25 protein-coding genes are annotated in these 24,279 nt (G+C 70.1%); 12 read left to right on the forward strand and 13 right to left on the reverse strand.

Features of this window, described 5'->3' with window-relative positions; all coding sequences use genetic code 11:
- Nucleotides 1-211: 211 nt before the first annotated feature.
- Nucleotides 212-1,654 (forward strand): CCA tRNA nucleotidyltransferase, encoded by a 1,443-nt coding sequence (locus QM634_RS08585; protein ID WP_415042361.1) that lies wholly within the window; start codon nucleotides 212-214, stop codon nucleotides 1,652-1,654.
- 4 nt (nucleotides 1,655-1,658) lie between these two features.
- Here QM634_RS08585 and QM634_RS08590 read toward each other — a convergent pair whose 3' ends face one another.
- Together QM634_RS08590 and QM634_RS08595 are read right to left on the reverse strand one after the other, a co-directional pair.
- Nucleotides 1,659-2,573: a YegS/Rv2252/BmrU family lipid kinase gene (locus QM634_RS08590; RefSeq protein ID WP_415042362.1), complete on the reverse strand. Its 915-nt coding sequence runs from the start codon at nucleotides 2,571-2,573 to the stop codon at nucleotides 1,659-1,661.
- A complete protein-coding gene (locus QM634_RS08595; RefSeq protein WP_415042363.1) occupies nucleotides 2,573-4,219 on the reverse strand; it encodes an FAD-binding oxidoreductase in 1,647 nt (548 codons plus the stop codon). The genes QM634_RS08590 and QM634_RS08595 overlap by 1 nt, the downstream gene beginning before the upstream one ends.
- A 20-nt stretch (nucleotides 4,220-4,239) precedes the next feature.
- Here QM634_RS08595 and QM634_RS08600 point away from each other — a divergent pair, with 20 nt between their 5' ends.
- Nucleotides 4,240-4,878 (forward strand): TetR/AcrR family transcriptional regulator, encoded by a 639-nt coding sequence (locus QM634_RS08600; protein ID WP_415042364.1) that lies wholly within the window; start codon nucleotides 4,240-4,242, stop codon nucleotides 4,876-4,878.
- 5 nt (nucleotides 4,879-4,883) lie between these two features.
- Nucleotides 4,884-6,413 (forward strand): glycerol-3-phosphate dehydrogenase/oxidase, encoded by a 1,530-nt coding sequence (locus QM634_RS08605; RefSeq protein WP_415042365.1) that lies wholly within the window; start codon nucleotides 4,884-4,886, stop codon nucleotides 6,411-6,413.
- 18 nt (nucleotides 6,414-6,431) lie between these two features.
- Here QM634_RS08605 and QM634_RS08610 read toward each other — a convergent pair whose 3' ends face one another.
- Both QM634_RS08610 and QM634_RS08615 read right to left on the reverse strand, forming a co-directional pair.
- The gene (locus QM634_RS08610; protein WP_415042366.1) at nucleotides 6,432-6,833 is read right to left on the reverse strand and encodes a YccF domain-containing protein; all 402 of its coding nucleotides are present in this window, start codon (nucleotides 6,831-6,833) and stop codon (nucleotides 6,432-6,434) included.
- Nucleotides 6,834-6,853: 20 nt separating this feature from the next.
- Entirely contained in the window at nucleotides 6,854-7,372 is a 519-nt protein-coding gene (locus QM634_RS08615) for a hypothetical protein (RefSeq protein WP_415042367.1), read from the reverse strand.
- A gap of 114 nt (nucleotides 7,373-7,486) precedes the next feature.
- On the opposite strand from QM634_RS08615, the gene QM634_RS08620 reads away from it, so the two are divergent.
- Nucleotides 7,487-8,593 carry an aminotransferase class V-fold PLP-dependent enzyme gene (locus QM634_RS08620; protein ID WP_415042368.1) on the forward strand — a complete coding sequence of 369 codons (1,107 nt, stop codon included), beginning with the start codon at nucleotides 7,487-7,489 and terminating at the stop codon, nucleotides 8,591-8,593.
- Here QM634_RS08620 and QM634_RS08625 read toward each other — a convergent pair.
- The gene (locus tag QM634_RS08625; protein WP_415042369.1) at nucleotides 8,590-9,795 is read right to left on the reverse strand and encodes an MFS transporter; all 1,206 of its coding nucleotides are present in this window, start codon (nucleotides 9,793-9,795) and stop codon (nucleotides 8,590-8,592) included. The genes QM634_RS08620 and QM634_RS08625 overlap by 4 nt on opposite strands.
- A gap of 48 nt (nucleotides 9,796-9,843) precedes the next feature.
- Here QM634_RS08625 and QM634_RS08630 point away from each other — a divergent pair, with 48 nt between their 5' ends.
- The 3 genes from QM634_RS08630 to QM634_RS08640 all read left to right on the forward strand — a co-directional run bounded on the left by QM634_RS08630 (nucleotide 9,844) and on the right by QM634_RS08640 (nucleotide 13,692).
- Entirely contained in the window at nucleotides 9,844-10,470 is a 627-nt protein-coding gene (locus QM634_RS08630; protein WP_415042370.1) for a YqgE/AlgH family protein, read from the forward strand.
- 165 nt (nucleotides 10,471-10,635) lie between these two features.
- Entirely contained in the window at nucleotides 10,636-12,663 is a 2,028-nt protein-coding gene (locus QM634_RS08635) for a CocE/NonD family hydrolase (protein ID WP_415042371.1), read from the forward strand.
- 81 nt (nucleotides 12,664-12,744) lie between these two features.
- Nucleotides 12,745-13,692 carry an acyl-ACP desaturase gene (locus QM634_RS08640; RefSeq protein WP_415042372.1) on the forward strand — a complete coding sequence of 316 codons (948 nt, stop codon included), beginning with the start codon at nucleotides 12,745-12,747 and terminating at the stop codon, nucleotides 13,690-13,692.
- A gap of 4 nt (nucleotides 13,693-13,696) precedes the next feature.
- On the opposite strand, the gene QM634_RS08645 is transcribed toward QM634_RS08640, so the two are convergent.
- Together QM634_RS08645 and QM634_RS08650 are read right to left on the reverse strand one after the other, a co-directional pair.
- A complete protein-coding gene (locus QM634_RS08645) occupies nucleotides 13,697-13,888 on the reverse strand; it encodes a hypothetical protein (protein ID WP_415042373.1) in 192 nt (63 codons plus the stop codon).
- A gap of 37 nt (nucleotides 13,889-13,925) precedes the next feature.
- Complete coding sequence (locus QM634_RS08650; protein ID WP_415042374.1) at nucleotides 13,926-14,096, reverse strand: hypothetical protein; 171 nt, start codon at nucleotides 14,094-14,096, stop codon at nucleotides 13,926-13,928.
- A 129-nt stretch (nucleotides 14,097-14,225) separates the two neighbouring features.
- Here QM634_RS08650 and QM634_RS08655 point away from each other — a divergent pair, with 129 nt between their 5' ends.
- Nucleotides 14,226-14,546, forward strand: a complete 321-nt coding sequence (locus QM634_RS08655) for a DUF4333 domain-containing protein (protein WP_415042375.1) — start codon at nucleotides 14,226-14,228, stop codon at nucleotides 14,544-14,546.
- A gap of 73 nt (nucleotides 14,547-14,619) precedes the next feature.
- Here QM634_RS08655 and QM634_RS08660 read toward each other — a convergent pair whose 3' ends face one another.
- The gene (locus tag QM634_RS08660) at nucleotides 14,620-15,609 is read right to left on the reverse strand and encodes a bile acid:sodium symporter family protein (RefSeq protein WP_415042376.1); all 990 of its coding nucleotides are present in this window, start codon (nucleotides 15,607-15,609) and stop codon (nucleotides 14,620-14,622) included.
- On the reverse strand, nucleotides 15,610-16,119 hold the full coding sequence (locus QM634_RS08665; RefSeq protein ID WP_415042377.1) for an SdpI family protein: 510 nt from the start codon (nucleotides 16,117-16,119) through the stop codon (nucleotides 15,610-15,612).
- 47 nt (nucleotides 16,120-16,166) lie between these two features.
- Here QM634_RS08665 and leuS point away from each other — a divergent pair, with 47 nt between their 5' ends.
- Nucleotides 16,167-19,013, forward strand: a complete 2,847-nt coding sequence (leuS, locus tag QM634_RS08670) for a leucine--tRNA ligase (RefSeq protein ID WP_415042378.1) — start codon at nucleotides 16,167-16,169, stop codon at nucleotides 19,011-19,013.
- A 15-nt stretch (nucleotides 19,014-19,028) separates the two neighbouring features.
- Here the strand turns inward: leuS and QM634_RS08675 are convergent, their stop codons facing one another.
- From QM634_RS08675 to rnhA, 4 genes are all read right to left on the reverse strand, one after another.
- Nucleotides 19,029-20,168, reverse strand: a complete 1,140-nt coding sequence (locus QM634_RS08675; RefSeq protein WP_415042379.1) for a GNAT family N-acetyltransferase — start codon at nucleotides 20,166-20,168, stop codon at nucleotides 19,029-19,031.
- A 132-nt stretch (nucleotides 20,169-20,300) separates the two neighbouring features.
- Nucleotides 20,301-20,969 (reverse strand): hypothetical protein, encoded by a 669-nt coding sequence (locus tag QM634_RS08680; RefSeq protein ID WP_415042380.1) that lies wholly within the window; start codon nucleotides 20,967-20,969, stop codon nucleotides 20,301-20,303.
- Nucleotides 20,970-20,983: 14 nt separating this feature from the next.
- Nucleotides 20,984-21,589: a LytR C-terminal domain-containing protein gene (locus QM634_RS08685; protein ID WP_415042381.1), complete on the reverse strand. Its 606-nt coding sequence runs from the start codon at nucleotides 21,587-21,589 to the stop codon at nucleotides 20,984-20,986.
- The gene (rnhA, locus tag QM634_RS08690; RefSeq protein ID WP_415042382.1) at nucleotides 21,586-22,050 is read right to left on the reverse strand and encodes a ribonuclease HI; all 465 of its coding nucleotides are present in this window, start codon (nucleotides 22,048-22,050) and stop codon (nucleotides 21,586-21,588) included. The genes QM634_RS08685 and rnhA overlap by 4 nt, the downstream gene beginning before the upstream one ends.
- Before the next feature lie 112 nt (nucleotides 22,051-22,162).
- On the opposite strand from rnhA, the gene QM634_RS08695 reads away from it, so the two are divergent.
- The 3 genes from QM634_RS08695 to QM634_RS08705 all read left to right on the forward strand — a co-directional run.
- Entirely contained in the window at nucleotides 22,163-23,425 is a 1,263-nt protein-coding gene (locus tag QM634_RS08695) for a DUF4185 domain-containing protein (RefSeq protein WP_415042383.1), read from the forward strand.
- Nucleotides 23,422-23,949 carry a DUF1697 domain-containing protein gene (locus tag QM634_RS08700; protein WP_415042384.1) on the forward strand — a complete coding sequence of 176 codons (528 nt, stop codon included), beginning with the start codon at nucleotides 23,422-23,424 and terminating at the stop codon, nucleotides 23,947-23,949. Before QM634_RS08695 ends, QM634_RS08700 begins: the two co-directional genes overlap by 4 nt.
- A 36-nt stretch (nucleotides 23,950-23,985) precedes the next feature.
- Nucleotides 23,986-24,279 (forward strand): hypothetical protein (locus tag QM634_RS08705; protein WP_415042385.1); only part of this gene is annotated, 294 nt, incomplete at its 3' end.

Here is a 24,279-nt window from a genome sequence, read left to right on the forward strand (position 1 = left end):
CCTGCCCACCCCCGCCGCGGCCTCGTCGCCGCCGTCCTCGTCGCCGCCGCGAGGGGTTCGCGGGCACACCGCCCCCCGTGCCCGCGGCGTCGCGGGGGGTCGGGGAGGGCTGGGCGGAGGACACGCTTCGATGCTAGCCGCCCGTAACCTTAAGTTTCCCTAGGACGCCGCGGATGCCACCGCGTCGACCGAGAAGATAGGCTGTGACCCCGTGACTGAGTCCGATTTGCGGCGTGCGCGACTGTTGGCCGCCGCAGCGGTGGCGCTGCGCGACCTCGGTGAGGTGCTGAACCCACTCGGGCAGTTGTTCGTCGACGCGGGGCACGAGTTGTACCTGGTCGGCGGGTCGGTGCGCGACGCCGTGCTGGGACGGCTCGGCAACGATCTGGACTTCACCACCGACGCCCGGCCGGAGGTCATCGCCGGCATCCTCGAAGGGTGGGCGGACACGGTGTGGGACACCGGGATCGCCTACGGCACGGTGTCGGCGCGCAAGGGCGGGCACCTCGTCGAGATCACCACCTACCGCAGCGACGCCTACGACCAGGTGAGCCGCAATCCGACGGTCACCTTCGGCGACAGCCTCGACGGCGACCTGGTGCGCCGCGACTTCACCATCAACGCGATGGCCGTCGCCATCACCGGGGCCGGGGCCGCCGACTTCCACGACCCGCTCGACGGGATGTCGGCCCTGCTGGCCGGCGTGATCGACACCCCGGCCGCACCCGAGCAGTCCTTCGGCGACGATCCGCTGCGCATGCTGCGCGCGATCCGCTTCGTCGGCCAGCTCGGCTTCACCCTCGCACCGCGCACCTTCGACGCGATCTGCGCGATGGCCGATCAGATCGAGCGGATCACCGTCGAGCGCGTCCGGGTGGAGCTGGACAAGATGATCTGCGGCGAGCACGCGCTGGCGGCGATCGACCTGCTGGTCGAGACCGGGCTGGCGCAGCGGCTCATCCCGGAGATTCCCGGGATGAAGCTGACCATCGACGAGCACCACCAGCACAAGGACGTTTACGCCCACTCGCTGACCGTGCTGCAGCAGGCGATGGACCTGGAGACCGGCGACCCCGACCCGGTGCTGCGCTGGGCGGCGCTGCTGCACGACATCGGCAAGCCGGCGACCCGACGGCACGAACCCGGCGGTGGGGTCAGCTTCCACCACCACGAGGTGGTCGGCGCGAAGATGGCCCGCAAGCGGCTGCGCGCGCTCAAGTACCCCAAGGCGATGGTCGACGACATCTCCCAACTGGTGTTCCTGCACCTGCGCTTCCACGGGTACGGCGACGGCAAGTGGACCGATTCGGCGGTGCGCCGCTACGTGACCGACGCCGGACCGCTGCTCGAGCGCCTGCACAAGCTGGTCCGCGCGGACTGCACCACCCGCAACAAGCGGCGGGCCCGGCGGCTGCAGGAGAACTACGACGACCTCGAGCGCCGGATCGCCGAATTGGCCGCGGCCGAGGACCTGCAGCGGGTGCGCCCGGACCTCGACGGCAACGCGATCATGGAGCTGCTCGACATCCCGCCCGGCCCGCTCGTCGGGCAGGCGTGGAAGTTCCTCAAGGAGCTGCGCCTGGAGCGCGGCCCGCTCGAGCGCGACGAGGCCGAGGCGGAGCTCAAGCGCTGGTGGGCCGAGCGCAACGGGTAGGGATCTACCCGCGCGGCATCAGCACCTGTGCGGCGCCGGGGATGGTGTCGAACGTGGCCGGGAGCCGGCCGACGATGTCCCCGTCGACGGACACGAACGCCGGCGGATCTGATTCGACGGCGACCGTCGCCCCGCGCGCGGTGCGCACGAGCGGGTGCTGCACGTGGGTCCCCTTGAACACGGTCGGCAGCAGGCGCAGCAGCGTGCCCTTGCCGACCTCCGGCGTCTTCGTCGCGATGGTCACGTCCAGGAGGCCGTCGTGGACATCGGCGTCGGGGGTGATGAGCATGCCGCCGCCGTAGGAGGTCGTGTTCCCGATGGCGGTGAACAGCACGTCCCCGTCGACGACGGTGTCGCCGTCGACGCGCACGGTGAAGTGGCGCACCTGGAGCTTGGAGACCTCGCGAAGGGCGGCGACCAGGTAGCGGGCCTTGCCGCGCGGCCAGCGCATCGTGGTGGCGCGGACGGTGACGTCGGCGTCGAAGCCGGTGGCCGCGACGGTCACGAACAGCACGTCCTCGCCCGATTCCATCCGCACCCGGCCGAGGTCGATGGCGCGGGCATGGCCGTCGGCGATGATCCCGACCGACCCCTCGAGATCGCCGATCGGGATCCCCAGGGTGCGCGCGAGGTCGTTGCCGGTGCCGGCGGGGATGATGCCCACCGGCGTCGTCGACCCGGCGGCCGCCTCCAGCGCGAGCCGGATGCTGCCGTCACCGCCGACCGCGACCAGCGCGTCGACGGCGTCGTCGGCCACCGCCTCGCGGGCCAGGCGCTGGGCATCGGCGAGGTCGCGGCCGGACACGACGCGCGCGGTGATGCCGCGGTCGCGGGCCAGGCGCTCGACCTCGGTGGCGATCGTCAGCCCGGCGCCCTTGCGGGCCAACGGGTTGGCGAGGATGACGGCGCGGCGCGGCATCAGACCAGTTTGCCCGGGTTGCAGACGCCGGTGGGGTCGAAGACGCCCTTGACCGCCGTGAGGGCCGCGATGCCGAGGTCGCCGATCTCGTCGACCATCCACGGCTCGTGGTCGCGGCCGACGGCGTGGTGGTGGGTGATCGACGCGCCGGTGTCGGCGATCGCCTGCATGACCTGCTTCTTGGCCGCCAGCCACTGCTCCAGGGCGTCGCCCTCCTGTCGGTAGACGACGGTGAAGTAGAGCGAGGCCCCGGTCGCGTAGGTGTGCGAGATGTGGCACATGACGACGACCGGCTCGGGCAGCGCGGCGGCCAGCGCCGCGTTGACGGCGGCCTTCAGCTCGTCGAGCTTGGCCCACGTGGTGACGGTCTCGAGGGTCTCGCAGCCCACGCCGATGTCCAGCAGGGCGTCCCGCAGGTACGGGCCGGAGAAGCGCCCGTGCTCCCACGCCTTGGCCGGCTCCGGGCCCAGCGACTGGCCGCCGCACGCGGTGAAGATCTCGCGGACGACGCCGGCGCGTGCGGCGACGGCGCTCGGCGACCCCTCGAAGGTCGTGATCGCCAGGCAACCGCCGGGCGTCTGCTTGTCGGGCAGGTCCTCGTCGGCGCCCGCCTCCTCGCCGATCTCGGTGGGCCGGGCCAGGTTCAGCGCCGTCTCGAGCTCGTCGGACACGCGCATCACGGTGGGCATGACGCCCTCTTGCGCGACCGTCCGGAACGCCGTGGCGGCATCGGTGAAACTGTCGAACCGCCAGCCCTCGTACTCGGTGGTCTCGGGCACCCGGTGCACCCGCACGGACACCTTGGTCACGATGCCGAAAGCGCCCTCCGACCCCATCACGAGCTGGCGCAGGTCCGGTCCCGCGGCGTTCTTGGGGGAGCGGCCCGCCTCGAGCACACCGGCCGGTGTGACGAGGGTGAGCGCCTGGACCATGTCGTCGAAGCGGCCGTAGCCGGCCGACGCCTGGCCCGACGAGCGGGTCACGGCGAAACCGCCGATGGTCGCGTAGCGGAAGCTCTGCGGGAAGTGGCCCAGCGAGTAGCCGCGCTCGCCGAGGAGTCGCTCGGCCTCGGGCCCGGTGACGCCGGCGCCGAGGGTCGCGATCTGGGACACCTCGTCGAGGTCGAGCAGCTGGTCCATTCGGCGCAGGTCGACGGAGATCGCCGCCCGCAGCCCGCCGGTCTCCGGGTCGAGGCCGCCGACGACGCTGGTGCCGCCGCCGAAGGGCACGACCGCCACGCGGTTCTCGCCGCACCACGCGAGCAGGGCGGCGACCTCGTCGTCGGTCGCGGCCAGCACGACCGCGTCGGGGGCCTGTTGGTCGGTGCGTCGGCGGCGCAGCAGATCCGGCGTCGACTTCCCACCGGCGCGCAACAGGCGGTCGGCGTCGGCGGCCGAGACCTGGTCGTCGCCGACGATGCCCCGCAGGGCCGCGAGGTCGTCGGCGGTCAGGCGCGACGGGGAGACGGTCACCGTCGACGGATCGATGGTCGGGAGGGTCACCTCACCGGAGACGCCGAGCATCCCGCGGATCAGCGTCGAGGTCCCCTCGGACAGTGGCGCGGCGAGATCGGGGTCCCCCCACGCGTCCCACCGCATGGGCGGGACGGCGATTTCGTGCAGTTTCGGGTCAAATCCAGCAGTCATGCGATACAGTGTTACACATCATGTCAATTCGTAATGCAGATTCGCCGGAATCCGTCGCCGAACAGGCCGCGGCGACCGGCGACGAACTGAGGACCCGCGTGCTCGACGCCGCGCGCGAGGAAATCCTGCGCCAGCAGGGCCGAAAGGTGAGCCTGGCCGACGTCGCGCGCGCGGCGGAGGTCAGCCGGCCGACGGTCTATCGGCGCTGGCCGGACCTGGACGCCGTGGTGCGCGACCTGTGCCACCGGGAGATCACGCGCATCGTCGCGGCCGTCCAGGCGACGACCCCGCTGCGCACGCGGTCGGGCTTCGCCCCGGCCATCGACCAGATCGTGCGGGTGGCCGCGGCGATCCGCGACGACGAGCTGTTCGCGGAACTGTGGCGCGGACGGCCGGACTTCCTGCAGCCCTACGTCTTCGACCGTCTCGGCTCGAGCCAGCGCAGCCTGCTGCGCCTGCTCGCCGAGGGCATCGAGGCGGGACAGGGCGACGGCTGGGTGCGCGAGGGCGACCCCGACAAGCTGGCCGCGATGGTCCTGCTGATCACCCAGTCCGCGATCCAGTCGCAGGCCCTCGTCGAGCCGATCCTCGGCGAGGACTGGTCCACCGAGCTCCACCACGCACTGGCCAGCTATCTACAGCACCCCGGCAAGGAGTAGAACCGATGACCGTTCTCAACGCGGCCCGCCGCCGCACCGATCTCGACGCGCTCGCCGCGCGGGCCGAGCCGATCGACGTCCTCGTCATCGGCGGCGGCGTCACCGGGGCCGGCGTGGCCCTCGACGCGGCGACGCGCGGACTGTCGGTCGCGCTGGTCGAGGCGCACGACCTCGCCTTCGGCACCTCGCGCTGGAGCAGCAAGCTCGTGCACGGCGGGCTGCGGTACCTGGCCAAGGGCGACCTGGGCATCGCGCACGAGAGCGCGGTCGAGCGGCACCACCTGATGACCACGATCGCGCCGCACCTCATCAAGCCGGTGCGCCAGGTCGTGCCCGACTACGGCGTGAAGAGCTCGGACCTGCTGGTGCGCGCCGGCTTCCTCGCCGGCGACGTTCTGCGGCGGGTCGCGCGGACGCCCGGCGACGTCCTGCCCGGGCCGAAGCGGATGTCGCCGCTCGAGGTGCTCGCCGCCTGCCCGACCGTCCGCCGCCACGGATTGCGGGGCGGCGCGTCGACCACCGACGGTCAGCTGATCGACGACGCCCGACTGGTCACCGCGATTGCGCGCACCGCCGCCGGCTACGGCGCGCAGATCCTCACCCGGGTCCGCGCGGTGCGGGCCGACGGGGGCGGGGCGATCCTGCGCGACGAGGTCGACGACCGCGAGCTGCGGGTCGCGGCGCGCTCGGTCGTCAACGCGACCGGTGTGTGGGCGGCCGACCTGGAGTCGACGCTGAGCATCCGCCCCAGCCGCGGCACCCATCTCGTCTTCGACGCGGAGACCTTCGGCAATCCGACCGCGGCGCTGACCGTGCAGATCCCCGGATCGACGAGCCGCTTCGTCTTCGTGCTGCCCGAGCAGCTGGGCCGGGTGTACCTGGGCCTCACCGACGTCGACGCCGCCGGACCGATCCCCGACGTGCCGACTCCCGACGACGAGGAGATCGACTTCCTCCTGGACACGGTCAACACCGCGCTGGCGATCCCGGTCACCCGGGCCGACATCCGGGGCACCTACTCCGGGTTGCGCCCGCTCATCGACACCGCCGGCGGCGACGGCGATTCGCTCGCCGACGTCTCGCGCCGGCACGACGTGCGCGTCACCGACGGCGCGATGGTCAGCGTCATCGGCGGCAAGCTCACCACCTACCGGCAGATGGCGCAGGACGCCGTGGACGCGGCCGTTGCGGCGGCGGGACTGACCGCGACCGCGTGCGTCACGACGTCGGTGCCGCTCGTCGGTGCGACGCCGGTCGATCCGGCGCTGCCCGCGGGCCTGCCCGAGTCGTTGGTCGCGCGCTTCGGCGCCGAGGCGCCCAAGGTCGTCGAGGCGGCGACCGTCGCCGAGCCGCTGGCGCCGATCGCCGACGGCATCGACGTCACCCGCGCCGAGATCGAGTTCGCCTTCACCCACGAGGGGGCGCTGACCGTCGACGACGTGCTCGAGCGCCGCACGCGGATCGGCCTGGTGACCGCCGACGCCGACAAGGCCCGACCGGCCGTCGAACAGATCGCCGCCGCGGCGCTCGCGTAGCCCGGCGACCCGGCGTCGTCAGCCGTGGACGATGACCGCGCGGTCCGAGCCGGACTTGACGATCTCGGCGCCGAGCGGCATCAGCGAGATCGGCACCATCTTGAAGCTGGCGATGCCCAGCGGGATCCCGATGACCGTCAGGCACATGGCGACACCGGTCGCGATGTGGCCGATCGCGAGCCAGATGCCGGCGACGACCAGCCAGATGATGTTGCCCAGGAGCGACATGGTGCCGGCGGTCGGCTTGCGCTCGATGGTCCGGCCGAAGGGCCACAGGGCATAGTTCGCCATCCGGAACGAGGCGATCCCGAACGGGATGGTGATGATCAGGACGCAGCAGATGATGCCGGCGACCGCGTAGAGCAGCGCCATCCAGAAGCCGGACAGCACCAGCCAGATGATGTTCAGGATCGTCTTCATCCCTCGAGTATGCCCGTGGGTCACCGTGCCCGGCGGTCGACGCGGTCCACGGTCCCGTCGCCGTCGACGTCGACCAGAGCGGTGTCCCAGCGGCCGTCGCCGTCGGTGTCCAACCGGAGCTCCCGCGATCCGTCGGGATGGACGACGAGCGTCGCGTCGGGCCGCCCGTCCCCATCGGTGTCGACGGCGCGGCCCGGCTCGCGGCGCAGACGGCCCGGTTTCGGCGGGTGATCGGCCGGCGGTGGGGCGGGGCCGCCGACCGACGGGGACTCGGCGCGCACGCCCCACACGCCGTTGCCGCCGTCGGTGAAGTAGGCGTCGACCACCCCGTCGTCGTCGAGGTCGAGGGCGGCGCAATCGGCCACCCCGTCGCCGTCGGTGTCGATCATCAGGTCGTCGATCAGTCCGTCGCCGTCGAAGTCCAGGCGCACCGAGTCGAGCCGCCCGTCGCGGTTGAAGTCCGCGTCGGCCGGTGCGTGCCAGGTGTGCGTCTCGCCGGAGCCGGTGCCGAAGGTGTGGGCGATCGAAGGCGGGTCCATATTCCTTGGACGCAGCCGCCCCGGATCCGGTTCCACCGGTGTGCCCGCGCGGGGGCCAGTGAGTCCGGTAACAGGGCCGGGACCGGGCCGCCGAATCGGGGATAGATTGGAGCCATGTTCCTCAGCGAGCTCGGATCGGCCTGGCACGACGCGCGCATCGACCCGGACATCGCCCATCTGGACTCGGCGTCGGCGGGCCGCTCGTCGAACGCCGTCATCGAGGCCGTGACCGCCCACCTGTGGGAGGAGTCCAAGCACGGCTCCTACGTCGCGATGGAGGCCGCGGCCGACCAGCTCGAGCAAACCTCCCGCGAGCTCGCCGCACTCATCGGCCACCACGCCGACGAACTGGTCTGGCGCGACACCGGTCGGGCGGCGCTGCGCGGTCTGCTCGGCGTCGCGAACCTGCCCATTGCCAGCACGGTGTGGGTGGCCAAGAACGAGTTCGGGCCCAACCTCGTCGAGTTCGAGCGCCGCGGCTTCGCCGTGCACACGCTGCCGGAGGTCGATGTCTACGGCCACGTCGACACCGATGCGCTGGAGAACATGCTGCAGTTCGAGCAGCCGCACTTCATCCACGTCTGTCACATCGGCTCGGCGAACGGTGTCGTGCAGCCGGTCGCCGAGATCGTCGAGATCGCCCACGCCGCCGACGTGGCGGTCGTGGTCGACATGGCGCAGGCGGTCGGGCACGTCCCGACCATCACCGGCGCCGACGTCGTCTACGGCACCAGCCGCAAGTGGTTGACCGGGCCGCGCGGCGTCGGCTTTGCGGCGGTGCGCCCGGACTCGCGGCTGCGGATCGACGTCGCCGACATGGAGGCGGGTGCGACCGCCGGCTTCATCGCCGGTCGTCTCGGGCTGGGTGCCGCCGTGGCCGAACTCATCGGTCTCGGGCCACAGCAGGTCTTCGACGAGCTCGCCGCGATCGGCCGGGCCACGCGCGAACGCCTCACCGGCATCGCCAGCTGGGAGGTCGTCGAGCCGATCGATGAGCCGTCGGCCCTGGTCACCCTCGCTCCCCCGCCCGGTTTCCAGGCCGAGGACGTCGCCGCCGCGGCCGCCCGGCTGCGCGAGGCGGGACTGCTCGTCACCCCCGCGGTGGCCGAGCGGACGCCGCTGATGCTCGACAACTCGGTGCTGCGGTTGAGCCCGCATCTCGACGCGACCGTCGAGGACCTCGACCGCGTCGCCGCCGAACTGCGGACGATGGGCTACTAGACCGGGTCGTCCTGGTTCGCCGACAGCTGCCGGCGCAACAGTTCGACGAGTGCCGTCGAGTACACGAGCGCGGCGGCGATGAGGACGATCGGGCCGCGACCGTCGGTCGGGACGACGAGCGCGGTGAAGGTCGCGGCGGCGACGAAGACGAGGTTGAACACGGCGTCTTGAATCGCGAAGACCTCGCCGCGGGTGTCGTCGGGGATCTCCGTCTGCATCGCCACGTCGCCGCACAGTTTCACGGTCTGCCCCACCCACCCGATGATCACGACCGCGCCGATGGCGACGTCCAGGTCGAAGGTCAGCAGGAGGGTCTGGCCGAAGACGCCGATCAACAGGCCCGCGGCCAGCGTGCGCGTCCGTCCGAGCAGGCGCGCCAGCATCGGGGTGGTCACCGCGGCGACCAGGGCGCCCACCGCCGTCGCCCCGACCAGCAGCAGGAAGCGCCGCAGCCCCGTCGTCTCGCCGGCGTCGTTGGTCAGCAGCACCAGGACCACCGTGTTGACCCCGAAGGCCCAGCGGTGCGCGGCGATCGCCCCGAGCAGCACGTCGACCGTCGGTGCCCGTCGGATGGCGCGTATGCCGCGCAACCAGCCGACCGCAGCCACCGCGCGGTGGCCGTCGGGGCCGAGCGATTGGGCGGGGAAGCCGTGGGCGGTGACCGCGGCGACGAGGGCACCGGCCGTGCCGACGATCATCGTCGCGGCCGCCGTCGACGTCCCGGCTCCGAACGCCAGTCGAGCTGCGGCGGCGATGCCGACACCGGCCATGACGGCGAAGCCGCCGAGGGCGTTGAACAGGGCGTTGGTCGTGACCAGCTTCTCGCGCTCGGCCACGTGCGGCAGCGCCGCGGAGAGCCCGGCGGCGACGAATCGGGCCGCACCCATGGCAGCCAGCGCCGCGGTGAGGGTGGCGGCGTCGTGCAGGTCCAGGAACAGGAGTGCGGCGGCCACCGCCATCAGGGCGCCGCGGACCACGTTCGCCCACACCAGGACCAGGCGCCGGTCCCAGCGGTCGAGGAGCCCGCCGATCACCGGACCGAGCAGCGAATAGGGGCCGACGAGCACGGCCAGCATCCCTGCGATGACCATCGGCGAGGCCTGGTGCTCGGGGTTGAAGGCAATGGCGCCGAACAACGCGGCCTGGAAGGCGCCGTCGGCCGCCTGTCCCGCGAGCCGGGTCGCGAGAAGCCGGATCAACACCGCCCAAAGACTACCGACGCGGTGGTGTCGGCGTGCCATGATGAGGCGGTGGGCGATGAGTTCGACGACCCGAGGACCGGCACCGGCGGGAGCGCCGGCGGTCACTCCGGTGCGGCGCCCATCCGGCCCGGCACGTTGCTGATCGCGTCACCGTCGCTCACCGAGTCCGCCTTCGCCCGCACCGTCGTCTACGTCATCGAGCACGACGAGAGCGGGACGATCGGCGTCGTCATCAACCAGCCGTCGCACTCGGCGGTGCACAACCTGCTCCCCCAGTGGGTGCCGCTCGCCGCCAACCCGAAAGCACTGTTCGTCGGCGGGCCGGTCAAGCGCGACGGGGCACTGTGCCTGGGGGTGCTCGAGCGTGGCGTCGACCTGCACGACGTGGCCGGGCTCATGAAGGTGAGCGGCCGCGTCGTCCTCGTCGACCTGGACGCGGACCCCGAGGAACTGTCGAAGGTGCTCGTCGGGGTCCGGATCATGGCCGGGTACGCCGGCTGGGGGTCGGGACAGCTGGAGGACGAGCTGGGCGAGGACAGCTGGCTCGTCGCGTCGGCGCTGCCCGACGACGTGCTCGCCCCCGCCGGCGTCGACCTGTGGGCGACCATCCTCCGTCGCCAACCGTGGCCGCTGCCGCTGCTGTCCACGTACCCGATGGACGTCACCGCGAACTGACGGCTCGGCGGCCGTCGGCGAATCCGGACATACCGGGAAGGTCCCACCCACCCCTTGATCCTGTGGAGTTGCTGTGAGTAGGCTCCCCTTCAGTTGTCGACCAAGCGACCGCTTGGTCGGCGTCCGCGCTCAGCGCGGTTCGAGCTCGGGGACAGGGGACTCTTCATGAGGAAACGTTTGTTGGCAGTTGCTGCCTGCGCGGCGATGGCGCTCTTGGCGCCGGTGGCCACGGCGGGCGCCGCGGTGCCGGTCGGACCGAGCGGCGGCGCGGCCGGAAGGGCCTGGGCCCACACCAAGGACAAGAAGCAGCGCTACCCGGGCGTCCACGTCGACTGGGATGTGCCGATCCGGATGAGCGACGGCACGGTCCTCAAGGCGAACGTCTACCGACCGGGCGATGCCGCCGACCGCCCGGTGCCGGTGAAGACGCCGACGATCGTCACGATGACGCCGTACACCAAGCTCGTCTCGACACTGGCCGCCGAGACGCTGCAGAACCCGATCCTCGAGCCGATCACCAAGCAGATCATCGGGATGATCAACCTCAGCGGGACCCCGATCGAGGGCCTGGGCGACATCCTCAAGGCGCAGACCGGCGGGGCGTTCCGTGCGTTCACCGTCGACAAGGACCTCGTCCGCTCCGGGTACAGCTACGTCGTCGTCGACGTCCGCGGCACCGGCTTCTCCCAGGGCAAGTGGGACGTCTTCAAGGCGCGCGAGCAGCGCGACACCGTCGAGGTCATCGACTGGGCGGCCAAGCAGCGGTTCTCCAACGGCAAGATCGGCATGAGCGGCATGTCGTACTCGGCCATCAACCAGATGTACGCCGCCAACCAGAACCCCGCGGCACTCAAGGCGATCTTCCCCGTGGTGCCCGGCGGAGACCTGGTCCGCGACATCGTCGCGCCCGGCGGCGCCCTCGGCGTCGGCTTCCTGCCGATGTGGTTGACGCTGGTCAACACGACGAAGATGGTTCCCGACCTCGCGTCGATGTTCAACGGAACCTTCGACTGGAAGTGGCTCGCCGATCGCCTCGCCGACCCGCTGACCTTCTACCCGCAGCTGTTCGCGGCGCTGTTGACCCCGGACATGAAGTCGATCCCGCCGGACATGAAGCGGTTGCTGGTGCCCGGGTCGCCGGAGCGGCAGGGCTGGCTCGACCACGCCGACCGCATCCAGGTCCCGACCATGATCATCGGCGGCTGGTTCGACCTCTTCACCAACAGCGAGGTGCGGATGTTCAACAAGATCCCGCTCCCGCTGGGTCAGAAGCAGCTGGTGATGGGCGAGGCGTACCACATCACGCCCGGCGCCGGCCACGGTCAGCGCAACACTCCTCCGCGACTGGACGTCCTCCAGCGGGCATGGTTCGACAAGTGGCTCAAGGGGATCGACAACGGCATCGACCGCTACGGTCCGGCGACCCTCGACCAGATGGGCCGCGGCTGGATCACCGCGCCGAACTTCCCGCGACCGGGGATGACGCGCCAGCGCCTCTACCTCTCGGACCGCCCGAGCGGCACCGCCCCACACGCGGTCCGCGACGGTCGGCTCACCGTCGGCAAGCCGTCCTCCCGCGGCCGCCTGACCGTCGGACCGGGTGTGCTCACGCTGTGTTCGCGCGACGCCGGACAGCAGTCGGCGGGCGTGACGTCGATCTTCCGCTTCTGCGGCAAGGACAACCGGATCGCCGAGCACAACGCGCTCACCTTCACCACCGCGCCGGTGCGCACGTACCGGAGCATCTCGGGCTACAGCAACCTGCGGATCAACGCGATCTCCGACGCGACCGACGGCTACTGGACGGCGATGCTCACCGACGTCGCGCCGAACGGGGAGTCGACGGTCATCTCGTCGGGCCAGATCATGGCCTCGCTACGGGCGATCGATGCCGACAAGAGCCAGTACGCGCCGAACGGCGATGTGATCGACCCGTTCTACACGATGTCGCTGCAGGCCCGGAAGCGCGTGAAGCCGGGAGTACCCGTGCAGCTGGACCTGGGCCTGCTGCCGACCGAGGCGCTGCTCAAGCCGGGCCACCGGTTGCGCATCGACGTGTTCGCGATGAACCTGCCGCGCGGCCTTCCGCTGCGCCCGCTGCTGAACGAGTCGCAGCTGCGCCCGCAGCACATCCAGCTCGATCCCAACCGGCCCAGCTTCCTCAACGTCCCGGTGTCGAAGGAGTTCGGATAGTCCGCAGGCCGCGCGCATCGCACTGATTTCGGGTTAGGCTGAATCCCCGAAAGTGATCCAGCCCACTCCGAAGGTATTTCCATGCGTGAGATGACCGAAGTCGAACTGCTCACCGAGCTCGAGCCCGTCGCCGAGGCCAATCTGAACCGTCACCTGTCCCAGGCGCGGGACTGGCACCCGCACGACTACATCCCGTGGGACGACGGCCGCAACTTCGCCGCGATGGGCGGCGAGGACTGGGAGCCCGGGCAGTCGCAGCTGTCCGAGGTCGCGAAGGCGGCGATGGTGCTCAACGTCCTCACCGAGGACAACCTGCCCTCCTACCACCGGGAGATCAGCGCCTACTTCGATGCCGACGGCGCCTGGCGCACCTGGGTCGGACGGTGGACCGCCGAGGAGAACCGGCACGCCATCGTCATGCGCGACTACCTCGTCGTGACCCGCGGCGTCGACCCCGTCGCGCTGGAGAACGACCGCATGGCCAACATGACCAAGGGCGTCTACACCGACGACACCAGTGGTCTGCTGCCCGGCCTGGCCTACGTCACCATCCAGGAGCTCGGCACCCGCATCAGCCACCGCAACACCGGCAAGGCGTGCAACGACCCGATCGCCGACAAGATGCTGCAGCGCATCGCCGCCGACGAGAACCTGCACATGATCTTCTACCGGAACCTGTGCTCGGCGGCCTTCGACGTCTCGCCGGACCAGGCGATGGAAGCGTTGGACAGCGTCGTCGAGCGGTTCGAGATGCCCGGCATCGGCATGCCGAACTTCCGCAAGATGAGCCTGACGATGGCCAAGTACGGCATCTACGACATGCGCCAGCACCTCGACGACGTGCTGTGGCCGGTGCTGCGCAAGCTGCGGATCTTCGAGCGCACCGACTTCACCGGACGCGGGGAGAAGGCCCGCGACGATCTGGCCGCCTACCTGGAGAAGGCGGACGCCGACGCCACCCGGTTCGAGGAGCAGCGCGCCCGTCTTGTCGAGCGCGACGCCAAGCGTCGGGAGAAGGCCGCCAGCTAGCCGGTCAGTCGCGCCGCCACAGGCGGGCCAGCGAGTGCCAGAACCGGGTGATCGTCAGGGTCGCGAATCCGACGGCCACGACGGTGATGATGGCCGCCGTGCGCCAGCCGAACACCAGCGTCAACAACAGGAAGACCACGACGACTGCGGCGAGGAACACCGCGTAGCCGATCGCCTTGCGCTCTTTCCTGCTCACGCCCCGAACGTAGCACCGGGCGGGCCGGCGCGCGTCGCTAACGGCGGCGCGAGAACGGCGCGATCTTGAGGAGCGCGAACCCGCCGGCGAACAGCGTGAAGAAGATGGCCATCGGCCATCCGACGGTGAGGCCCAGCAGTAGGAGAAGCACCAGCATGCCGCCGCCGAAGATCGCGTAACCGATGGTCGTGCGCGACTGTTCGTCCATGCCCAGAACGTAGCACCCGCACCGTCGACGGGGAGACCGTGCGAATGACCGACTCGCGCGCCTGGGCGGTGCTAGGTTCGCCACCACCCCCGGCCGACGCGCGGCCGGCCCAGTCGAAGGAGACAGACAATGCGGACGAAGATCGCGGCGGGAGTCGCAGCGCTCGCCATCGGTGTCGGCGCCATGGCGGGCTGCTCGGTGGAGAAGACCGTCAGCCAGTCCGAACTGGAGAGCAAGAGCAAGGAGGTGCTGCAGCCGAAGTACAACGTCCCGCTCAACCAGGTCAAGTGCAAGGGCGGCCTCAAGGCCAAGGCCGGTTCGACGCAGCAGTGCGCGCTCGAGGGCGGCGGCCAGTGGCAGTTGTTGACGGCGACGGCCACCGACGACAGCGGCAAGTTCACCGTGAACGCGATCCCCGGCGTCGTCGCCCAGCCGGAGTGGGCCAAGTAGCCCCGGTTCTGCCAAAGGTTCGGCCTCCGAGGGCGAGATGCCCTCGGAGGCCGGATTTTTAACGTCAGAAGAATCAGCCCGCGTCGGCCTGCTTGGCGTACCGCGACGCGAGCATGCTGCAGAGGATCAGCTGGATCTGGTGGAAGATCATCAGCGGCAGGACGATCAACCCGACGGTCGAACCGGCGAACAGGACTGTCGCCATGGGCAGACCGGTGGCCATCCCCTTCTTCGTCCCGCAGAACTGGATCGCGATCGTGTCGGCGCGGTCGAAACCGAGGCGGGGCGGCAGCAATCCCGTCAGGGCGAGCATGAAAACGATGATGAGCAGGCAGATCGCGGCGACCGTGATGACCTGCCAGGCGTCGACCTGGGACCAGATGTGGTTGCGCATGCCCTCGGAGAAGGCGACGTAGACGACGAGGACGATCGAGCCGCGGTCGACCAGCTTGGTCGACTCGGCGTGCCGGTTGATCCAGCCGCCCACCCAGGGGCGCGCGAGCTGCCCCACCAGGAACGGCAGCAGGATCTGCGCCATGATCTTCATGATCGACGAGCCGCTGATGTGGACGCCGGAGGTGGTGCCCATCAGCCAGACCACCAGCAGCGGGGTCAGGAATACGCCGATCAGGCTGGACAGCGACGCGCTCACGATCGCCGCGGGGACGTTGCCGCGGGCGATGTTGGTGAAGGCGATCGACGACTGGACCGTCGATGGCACCAGGCAGAGGAACAGCAGACCCAGGTAGAGGTTCTCCCCCACGAGAGGCTCGACGATCGGCTTGATGACAAGCCCGATGATCGGGAACACGACGAAGGTGAAGGCCAGGATCAGCAGGTGCAGCCGCCAGTGGGTGAGGCCGGCGAGGGTCTCACGCGGATGTAGTCGGGCGCCGTAGAGGAAGAACAGCAAGGCGATGGCCGCGATGACGACCTTGTCCATCACCTCGGCGAAGACTCCCGTCGCGGGGAAGACTGCAGCCACGAGGACGGCGGCCAGGATCGACAGCACAAAGCCGTCGACGGGGGATTTCGCGAGCAGCGCCCGCGGCGAGAGGGCCACTTACGCCCGGGTCGTCGCGTCGTCGTCGAAGCAGGCGTCGCGCATCTCGCAGCCGCCGCACGTCGTGCCGGTGCCGCAGATGTCCTCATCGTCGACGCAGGCGTCGGCCGATTCCTCATGCCCGCCGCAGCCGCATTCGGAGCCGCAGCCGGGCTCGGGGTCGGCGGGCAGGGCTGCCACCGCGCGGATGGCCGTGCCCGACAACAGGCCGACGAGGAGCAGGGCGATGATCGTGCCGACCAGGCCCAGAACGATCCCGGCGAGACCGCGCTGGGTGAAGGCGAGTCCGGCGGCGACGAGGGCCAGCATGCCGGTGGCGATGAGGCCGGGGGCGACGACGCGGTTGGCCGTCGCGAAGGCCTTCTCGCTGCGCATGGTCTCGACGCTGCGGATGCCGAAGTAGCGGTTGCGGTGCAGCAGACCGGTCCACCCGGCGATGCCGAGCCCGATCCAGACGATGCCGCACAGGGCGGCGATCGCCGCTACGACGAATGCGATGACGTCAGCCACGGCTACCACTCTACGTCGTGGCCCGGGCCACCATTTACGCTGGTCGGGTGACTGGATCGAACTCGAACGCCCCCGAAGCCGACGCCGCGCACCGCTATACCGCGCGGCTCGCGGACCAGATCGAGGCGCGGTGGCAGAGCGAGTGGAACGAGCGCCGCGTGTACGAGGCGCCGAACCCGGTCGGACCGCTCGCCGGCGACGTCAGCGGCTTCTCCCCCGACGACAAGCTGTTCATCCAGGACATGTTCCCGTACCCGTCGGGCGCGGGCCTGCACGTCGGGCACCCGCTGGGCTTCATCGCGAGTGACGTGTTCGCGCGCTTCGCCCGGATGGACGGCCGCAACGTCCTGCACACGATGGGCTTCGACTCCTTCGGCCTGCCCGCCGAGCAGTACGCCGTGCAGACCGGCACCCACCCGCGGACCACGACCGAGGCCAACATCGGGCGGTACCTCGGCCAGATCCGGCGCCTGGGTCTGGGCCACGACGAGCGTCGCCGCGTTGCGACGACCGACGTCGAGTTCTACCGCTGGACCCAGTGGATCTTCCTGCAGATCTACAACGCCTGGTTCGACGACACAGTGCAGAAGGCACGGCCGATCAGCGAGCTCATCGCCGAGTACGAGTCGGGTGAGCGGGCGCTCGACGGCGGACGGTCGTGGGGCGAGCTCGATGCCGGCCAGAAGCGGGCCGTCGTCGACGATCACCGCCTGGTCTACCTGAGCAACTCGCTGGTCAACTGGTGCCCCGGGCTGGGCACGGTGCTGGCCAACGAGGAGGTCACCGCGGACGGTCGCAGCGAGCGCGGCAACTTCCCGGTCTTCCGCAAGAACCTGCGCCAGTGGATGATGCGCATCACCGCCTACTCCGACCGCCTGCTCGACGACCTGGAGCTGCTCGACTGGCCGGAGAAGGTCAAGACGATGCAGCGCAACTGGATCGGGCGGTCGCGGGGTGCGCACGTCGACTTCGCCCTCCCGGGCGACAACACGATCAAGGTGTTCACCACGCGCCCGGACACGCTCTTCGGCGCGTCGTACATGGTGCTGGCGCCCGAGCACGACCTCGTCGACGAGATCGTCGCCGAGGCCTGGCCCGCCGACGTCGACGATCGGTGGACCGGCGGGGCGTCGACCCCGACGGACGCGATCGCCGCCTACCGCGCGTCGATCGCGGCCAAGTCCGACCTGGAGCGCCAGGAAAACAAGGAGAAGACCGGCGTCTTCACCGGCGCCTTCGCCACCAACCCGGTCAACGGGGAGCAGATCCCGGTCTTCATCGCCGACTACGTGCTGATCGGCTACGGCACCGGCGCCATCATGGCGGTCCCCGGCCACGACACCCGCGACTATGAGTTCGCCACCGCCTTCGGCCTGCCGATCCGCGAGGTCATCGGGTCCGAGCAGGGGATCGCCGACCAGGCGTGGACCGGCGACGGCCCGCTGGTGAACTCAGGCTTCCTCGACGGCAAGAGCGTCGACGAGGCGAAGACGGCGATGATCGAGAAGCTCGAGGCCGACGGCACAGGCGTCGGGACGGTGCAGTACAAGCTGCGCGACTGGCTGTTCGCGCGGCAGCGCTACTGGGGCGAGCCCTTCCCGATCGTCTACGACGAGCAGGGCAATGCGCACCCGCTGCCCGAGTCGATGCTGCCCGTCGAACTGCCCGAGGTCGAGGACTACGCGCCCGTCGCCTTCGACCCCGACGACGCGGATTCCGAGCCGTCTCCCCCACTGGCCAAGGCGACCGACTGGGTGACGGTCAAGCTCGACCTGGGTGACGGGGAGAAGACGTACACGCGCGACGTGAACGTCATGCCGCAGTGGGCGGGCAGCTCCTGGTACCAGCTGCGCTACATCGATCCGACGAACCAGGAAACCTTGTGCGCCAAGGAGAACGAGGCCTACTGGATGGGCCCGCGACCGGCGGTGCACGGGGAGAACGATCCCGGCGGCCTGGATCTGTACATCGGCGGCGTCGAGCACGCGGTGCTGCACCTGCTGTACTCGCGCTTCTGGCACAAGGTGCTCTTCGACCTGGGCCACGTCACCAGCCGTGAGCCGTACCGCAAGCTGTTCAACCAGGGCATGATCCAGGCCTACGCCTACACCGACTCGCGCGGCGTCTACGTCGACGCGGAGAAGGTCGTGGAGCGCGACGGGACATTCTTCCTCGGGGATCAAAAGGTCTTCCAGGAGTACGGGAAGATGGGCAAGTCGCTCAAGAATTCCGTCGCCCCCGACGACATCTGCCGCGACTACGGTGCTGACACGTTGCGCGTCTACGAGATGTCGATGGGTCCGCTGGACCAGTCGCGGCCGTGGGCGACCAAGGACGTCGTCGGCGCGCAGCGGTTCCTGCAGCGCGTCTGGCGGCTCGTCGTCGACGAGGAGTCCGGTGCCGTGCGCGTCACCGACGCCGAACCGACCGAGGACGACCTGCGGGCGCTGCACAAGACGATCGACGGGGTGCGCGACGACCTGGCGAACCTGCGGACCAACACCGCCGGCGCCAAGCTGATCGAGCTGACCAACCACCTCACCAAGTCGTATCCCGACGGTGCTCCGCGCGAGGTGGTCGAGCCGCTGGTCCTCATGCTCGCCCCGCTGGCCCCGCACATCGCCGAGGAGCTGTGGGAACGGTTGGGGCACAAGGACTCCCTGGCCCACGGTCCGTTCCCGAGCGCCGACGAGAAGTGGCTCGTGCAGGACACGATCGAGATCCCGATCCAGGTCAAGGGCAAGGTCCGCAGCCGCATCACCGTGGCCGCCGACGCCGACGAGGACACCGTCCGCACCGCAGCGCTGGCCGACGAGAAGATCGCCGCGCTGCTCGACGGCGAGCCGCGCAAGGTCATCGTCGTCCCCGGACGCATGGTGAACGTCGTTCCCTGATCAGGTTCCGTTCCTTCAATCAGGTGCCGCTCCGCCGATCGATGGTGCGCGACCCGAATCACGGAACGCGATTCGCTTGCGCCACGCGCCCTCGTAACCGAAGGGCGTGAATCCGATCGCTTGGTTGATCGCGAGCATGGGGGAGTTGTCTTCGGAGTTCCAGGTGATGACGCGGTCCGAGGCGGGGAACCGCTCGTGCCAACACGAGAGTCCGGCGGTCTTGACCAGCATCCCGAGCCGGTGCCCGCGGTGCTCGGTGAGCACGAGCGTGTCGGCCTGTTTCGTCGACGCGGTGTGATCGGGTCCGATGGCCAGCTCGTTGTAGGCGCACAGTCTGCCGGTCGCGGTGTCTTCGGCGGCGGTCACCAGAAGGCTCCACCTCTTCTGCGCGTACCAGCGTGCGTGCTCGGCGACCCGCGCGGCGTCCCACACTTCTTCGGGCAGCCCGAGCTCGGCGTCGGGTGCGTCGGTCGACATCCGCGACTTGAGCCAGGCGTATCCATCGATCCGGTCGGGTGGCGGCTCGTTCCACCACTGCACCGGCCGGTAGGCGGCGGCGTGGCGTCGGGCGTCGACGTGAAGGTGCTCGATCCGGTTGGGAGTGGCCGCGTCCCACAGCAGCTCACTTCCCCGCTCGACCATCTCAAGTCGGTAGCCGCGGCGGACGAGGAAGCGGGACGTCCGGTCGTCGGGGACGGAGCCGGCACCCGTGGGCGACGGCACCATCGGCATGTCGGTGTCGGCGGCGTGCTCGGACCAGTGGAGCAGCTGTCGGACGCCGAGCCCGCGCGCATGTGCTTCTAGGTACTCGTGCACGGCTGATCCGATGCCCCGACCCCACACCCGCTTCAACAACGAGAAGGTGAGCCGCGCGGAGTCGCCCTCGCCGTCGCGGTACACGTCAAGGGCGCAGCAGCCCACGATTCGACCGTCGAGGTCGACCGACCATTGTCGGCGCACGCGATCCGACGTCGAATAGAGCATCGGGAGCAACTCGTCGGCACTGGCGACCGCGTCCTGACGGCCGGTGGTCTCCACGATCGTCGCGGTTCGGACGTCGGCGTACTCGCGCAGTCGTGCGGACGGCCCGACGCTCTTGTCGGCGGGAAGGTCGAGGGGGCGCAGCTCGGCGCCCGAGGGGAGGGGAAGACTCACGATGCGTCGACGCTAGGCCCGCGCCCTACGGTCGGGCAACGCAATTCTGGGCACGGTCGGCGAAGATCTGGGCACGCTCGGCGAGATTCTGGGCACGGTCGACGAAAAACTGGGCACGGTCGACGGATCAGATCAGGACTCGAGTTCCTTGGCGATCGAGCGCTCCAGCTGCTGGGCGCCGACGACGGGGAGGTCGAGCAGGCCGTCGAGCTCGTCGCGGGCCTTGCGATAGGCGGCCTGTCGCTCGGCGGGGGTGGCCGCCTCGTCGGCGGCGATCATGACCAGTCGTCGGGCCCGCTCCAGGGAGTCGCGCTCGACCGGAGAGAAGTCGGCCTGTTTGCGACGACGCGCTTCGCGCTCGGCTGCGTCGAAGGCGGCCGCATAGTCGACGACCGCGTCACGGTACTCGACGAAGGCCGCCGGATCGTCGACCTCCACGCCCGCCGGCGGCCGCAGGATGTCGGCGCGACCCTTGGCCTTGTGGAACTCGCGGGTGAGGGGTTCACGGACATCGACGAGCATCGGGAAGCTGATGATCGTGGCGAGGTCGATCTCGTAGTTCCACCACCGGTCGTCGACCTCGTCGTGGGTCCGCAACGCCGTCCGCAGCTGTTCGGCGTTCACCCGCGTCAGCCGGTTCTCCTCGATCTGCGCCGCCGACTTCGCCCGCGCCATCTCGAGCTTGTAGCGGCGTCGTCGGGCGACCGCCTTGTTGTAGCGACGCAGCCACGGCCCGGCCACGGCGCTGACCGGGAAGACCAGCCACCAGTACTGTGCGGCGAACGTGAGGATCGGACCCACGTCCTCGATCGTAGCTACGGAACGATGATGATGATCCGCGTGTGGCACGACGCCCGCAGCGTGCGGGGCTTGTGCGCGACGTCGGCCTTGAGCAGTCGGCCGATCGCGCGGGCCTGCCGGACGTGCCCGACGCTGTACATGACGGTCGTCTCGGTGATCGAGCGCGTGGCAAGGTTGCCCGTCGCGGTGACGCGGTAACCGGCCCCCTCCAGCTGGTGCCGGACCTTGAGCGACGCGCCCATGTTGCCGCCGGCGTTCAAGACGCAGACCGGCACGCCGATCTTGGCGGGGGCGGCGGACGACGGCGGTGCCGACGAACTCGGTGCGGCTTCCTTGGACGTCGACCGGTGGCCGAACAGGAGCCAGCCGGCGGTGCCGATCCCGGCGAGGAGCAGCAGGACCAGGAGGACGACGCCACCCATGGCCAACCCGTTCCGTCGGCCCTTGCGGGGCAGCGGCGTGGTGTCGTGGCCCATGGCCGGCGGCGGGTCATACGGTGGCGCGGCGTCGTACGCGTGGGGCGCGTCGTAGGCCGGGGGGCCGTCGTATCCCTGGGGCGCGTCGTACCCGGGGGGCGGGTAGTACGGCTGATTCGGGCCCGGTTGGTTCGGGTTGGTCATCGGGACTCTCCGTCTCGCAGTTCCTTGGCGGCCGAGGTGGCCAGCTCGTCGGCGATCTCGTTGTAGTAATCGCCATTGTGGCCCTTAACCCACTTCCAGGTGACCTGGTGGCGGGATTCTTCGACGATCAGCCGCTGCCAGAGGTCGACATTCTTCACCGGCTTCTTGTCGGCGGTGCGCCATCCGTTGCGCTCCCAGCCGGCGACCCACTTGGTGATCCCGTTCCGCACGTAGCTGGAATCGGTGTACAGGACGACTCGCGACGGCTTGGTGAGCGCGGCCAGTCCCTCGATCGCCCCGGTCAGCTCCATCTGGTTGTTCGTCGTGTCCGGTGCGGCGCCGGAGAGTCGCTTCTCGTGCCCCTTGTAGCGCAGCACGGCTCCCCAGCCGCCGGGGCCGGGGTTTCCCAGGCATGCGCCGTCGGTGGAGATCTCCACGATATCGTCGCCTTCGCCGTTCACGGGAAATGAGGGTACCGTCACGGCGACGTTGCGATTCGGTCGCGGCCCTCGCGCCGCGAAGATTCGCTAACAACAATAGTCACATCAGTAACACGCGTTGATAGGAACACCTATGCCCGCCCGCCACATTCTCGCCGTCGGAGTCTCCGCCGGCCTGGCCGTGACCGCGCTGTCGATGACGCCGACGACCGCCGCGGCCTCGCCCTGCAACGCGCTCGGACCGGTGGGCCACGACATCGGCAGCACCGGCAGCGAGGGGTCGTCGCGGATCGGCGCGGGCAGCCTGGACTTCGGCAGTTACTCGGCACCGGGCAAGAAGCCGCAGATGCCGCTGCGCAAGCTCGGCGCGGGACCGTCGCAGACCGTCGAGTGGGTCACCGGCCCGCTCAGCCCCAACCGCACCGACAAGCGCTTCTCGATCACCTCGACCGACGTCGGCGTCCCGTGGGACAACGGCCGCGGCCAGGTCCTGATGGCCTTCGGCGACACGTGGGGCAAGTGCGGCGGCGCAATGGTGTGGCGCCACAACACGATGCTGCGCGCCAACGGCAACAGCGACCTCGCCAAGGGCATCACCTTCCCCAACGCGCGACCCGGCGACCCGCGATCGGGCGCCTCGGTGACGGCCGCACACCCGACCTTCGCCCAGCCGATCAGCAACGCCGTCGGCGTGAAGAACATCGAGATCGGCCGCATCCCGACGGCCGGCATCTCGATCGGCGGCGTGCAGTACCTGTCCTTCATGTCGATCATCCGCTGGGGAGCCGCCGGTCGATGGGAGACGAACTACTCGGCGATCGCCGTCTCCCGCGACAACGGGCAGACCTGGGCGGTGGACAACAACACCATCCGCTCCCGCTACGAGCTGAACATCCCTGGCGTTCCGCACACCGCCACCGGGCAGGGGCGGTTCCAGGTGGGCGCCTTCCTGCGCCGCGGGCCGTGGGTCTACCAGTACGGCACACCCAACGGGCGCTACGGCGCCCTCTTCCTGTCGCGGGTCCCGGCCGGACGGATCCTGGATCTGAACGCCTACCAGTACTACCGCGGCGGTGGTCAGTGGAGCGGCTACAGCGGTGATGCCACCAAGATCGCCACCGAGCCCATCGGCGAGGTGTCGGTGCGCTTCAACAAGTACCTGAACCGCTTCGTCATGCTGACCTCCCGCGGCGGCAACATCACCCTGCGCACGGCCACCAAGCCGGAGGGCCCGTGGAGCGGGCCGCGCGTGATCGTCCCGGCGAGCAAGCTCAGCGGCATGTACGCGCCGTACATCTGGCCGCGCGACACCGGCGGTTCGCTGTACTTCGTCGCGTCGCGGTGGAAGGACTACAACGTGATGCTCATCCGAACGGACCTGTCCTCCTTCCGATGAGCGACCGGGTCGCGCTCATCCGCGCGGTGAACGTCGGCGGCGCGAAGCTGCCGATGGCGCGGTTGCGCGCGCTGGCGGCCGAGCTCGGCGCGACCGACGTGTCGACGTATATCGCCTCGGGCAACCTGCTGTACACCCCGCCCGGGGATCCCGCGGAGTTCGACGCTGCGCTCGAGCGCGCCATCACCGCCGAATTCGGGTTCGAGCGCGAGGTCATCAGCCGCACCCCCGACGAACTGGAGGCGGCCCTGCGTGCGCATCCGTTCGAGGTGGTCGAGCCGAAGTTCTCGTACATCTACGCGCTCACCGGGACACCCACCGCCGACGCCGCAGCGGCCCTGCGCGCGCGGGCCGCCGACACCGAGCAGGTCGCCGTGATCGGCTCCGACCTGCACCTTCGGTACGACGCCGGGGTGGCCGGCTCCAAGCTGACGCCCGCGGTCATCAAGCGCACCCTCGGCTATGCGGGTACCGGCCGCAACCTGAACACGATCGAGAAGCTGATCGGGCTGGCGCGCCCCTGACGGAACCGTGGTGACACCGGGCTGCGTCCAACGTGCATGAGTTCACCGACACCGCTCCCCTTCGCCGTTGATCCCGCCGAAGTCCTCGCCCTCGCCCGGTCGTGGCGGCGCAGCGGCCACGTGCTGGCCAACCTGGAGGTGGTGAGCCTCGCCCACGCCGAGGGCAGCGCCGAGTGCATGCGGGTGGCGCGGACCGCCGCCGAACCGCTGGCACGGATCGGGCGCGACGTGGCCGACCGACTCGACGCGCTGAGCCGGGCCGTGGCGCGGCTCGAGTCGTCGGCCGTCGCCGACGACGAGGCCGCCGCCCGTGCCCTGGCCGCGTTGGCG

This window comes from Gordonia sp. (in: high G+C Gram-positive bacteria), assembly GCF_047606305.1.
Classification (GTDB): domain Bacteria; phylum Actinomycetota; class Actinomycetes; order Mycobacteriales; family Mycobacteriaceae; genus Gordonia.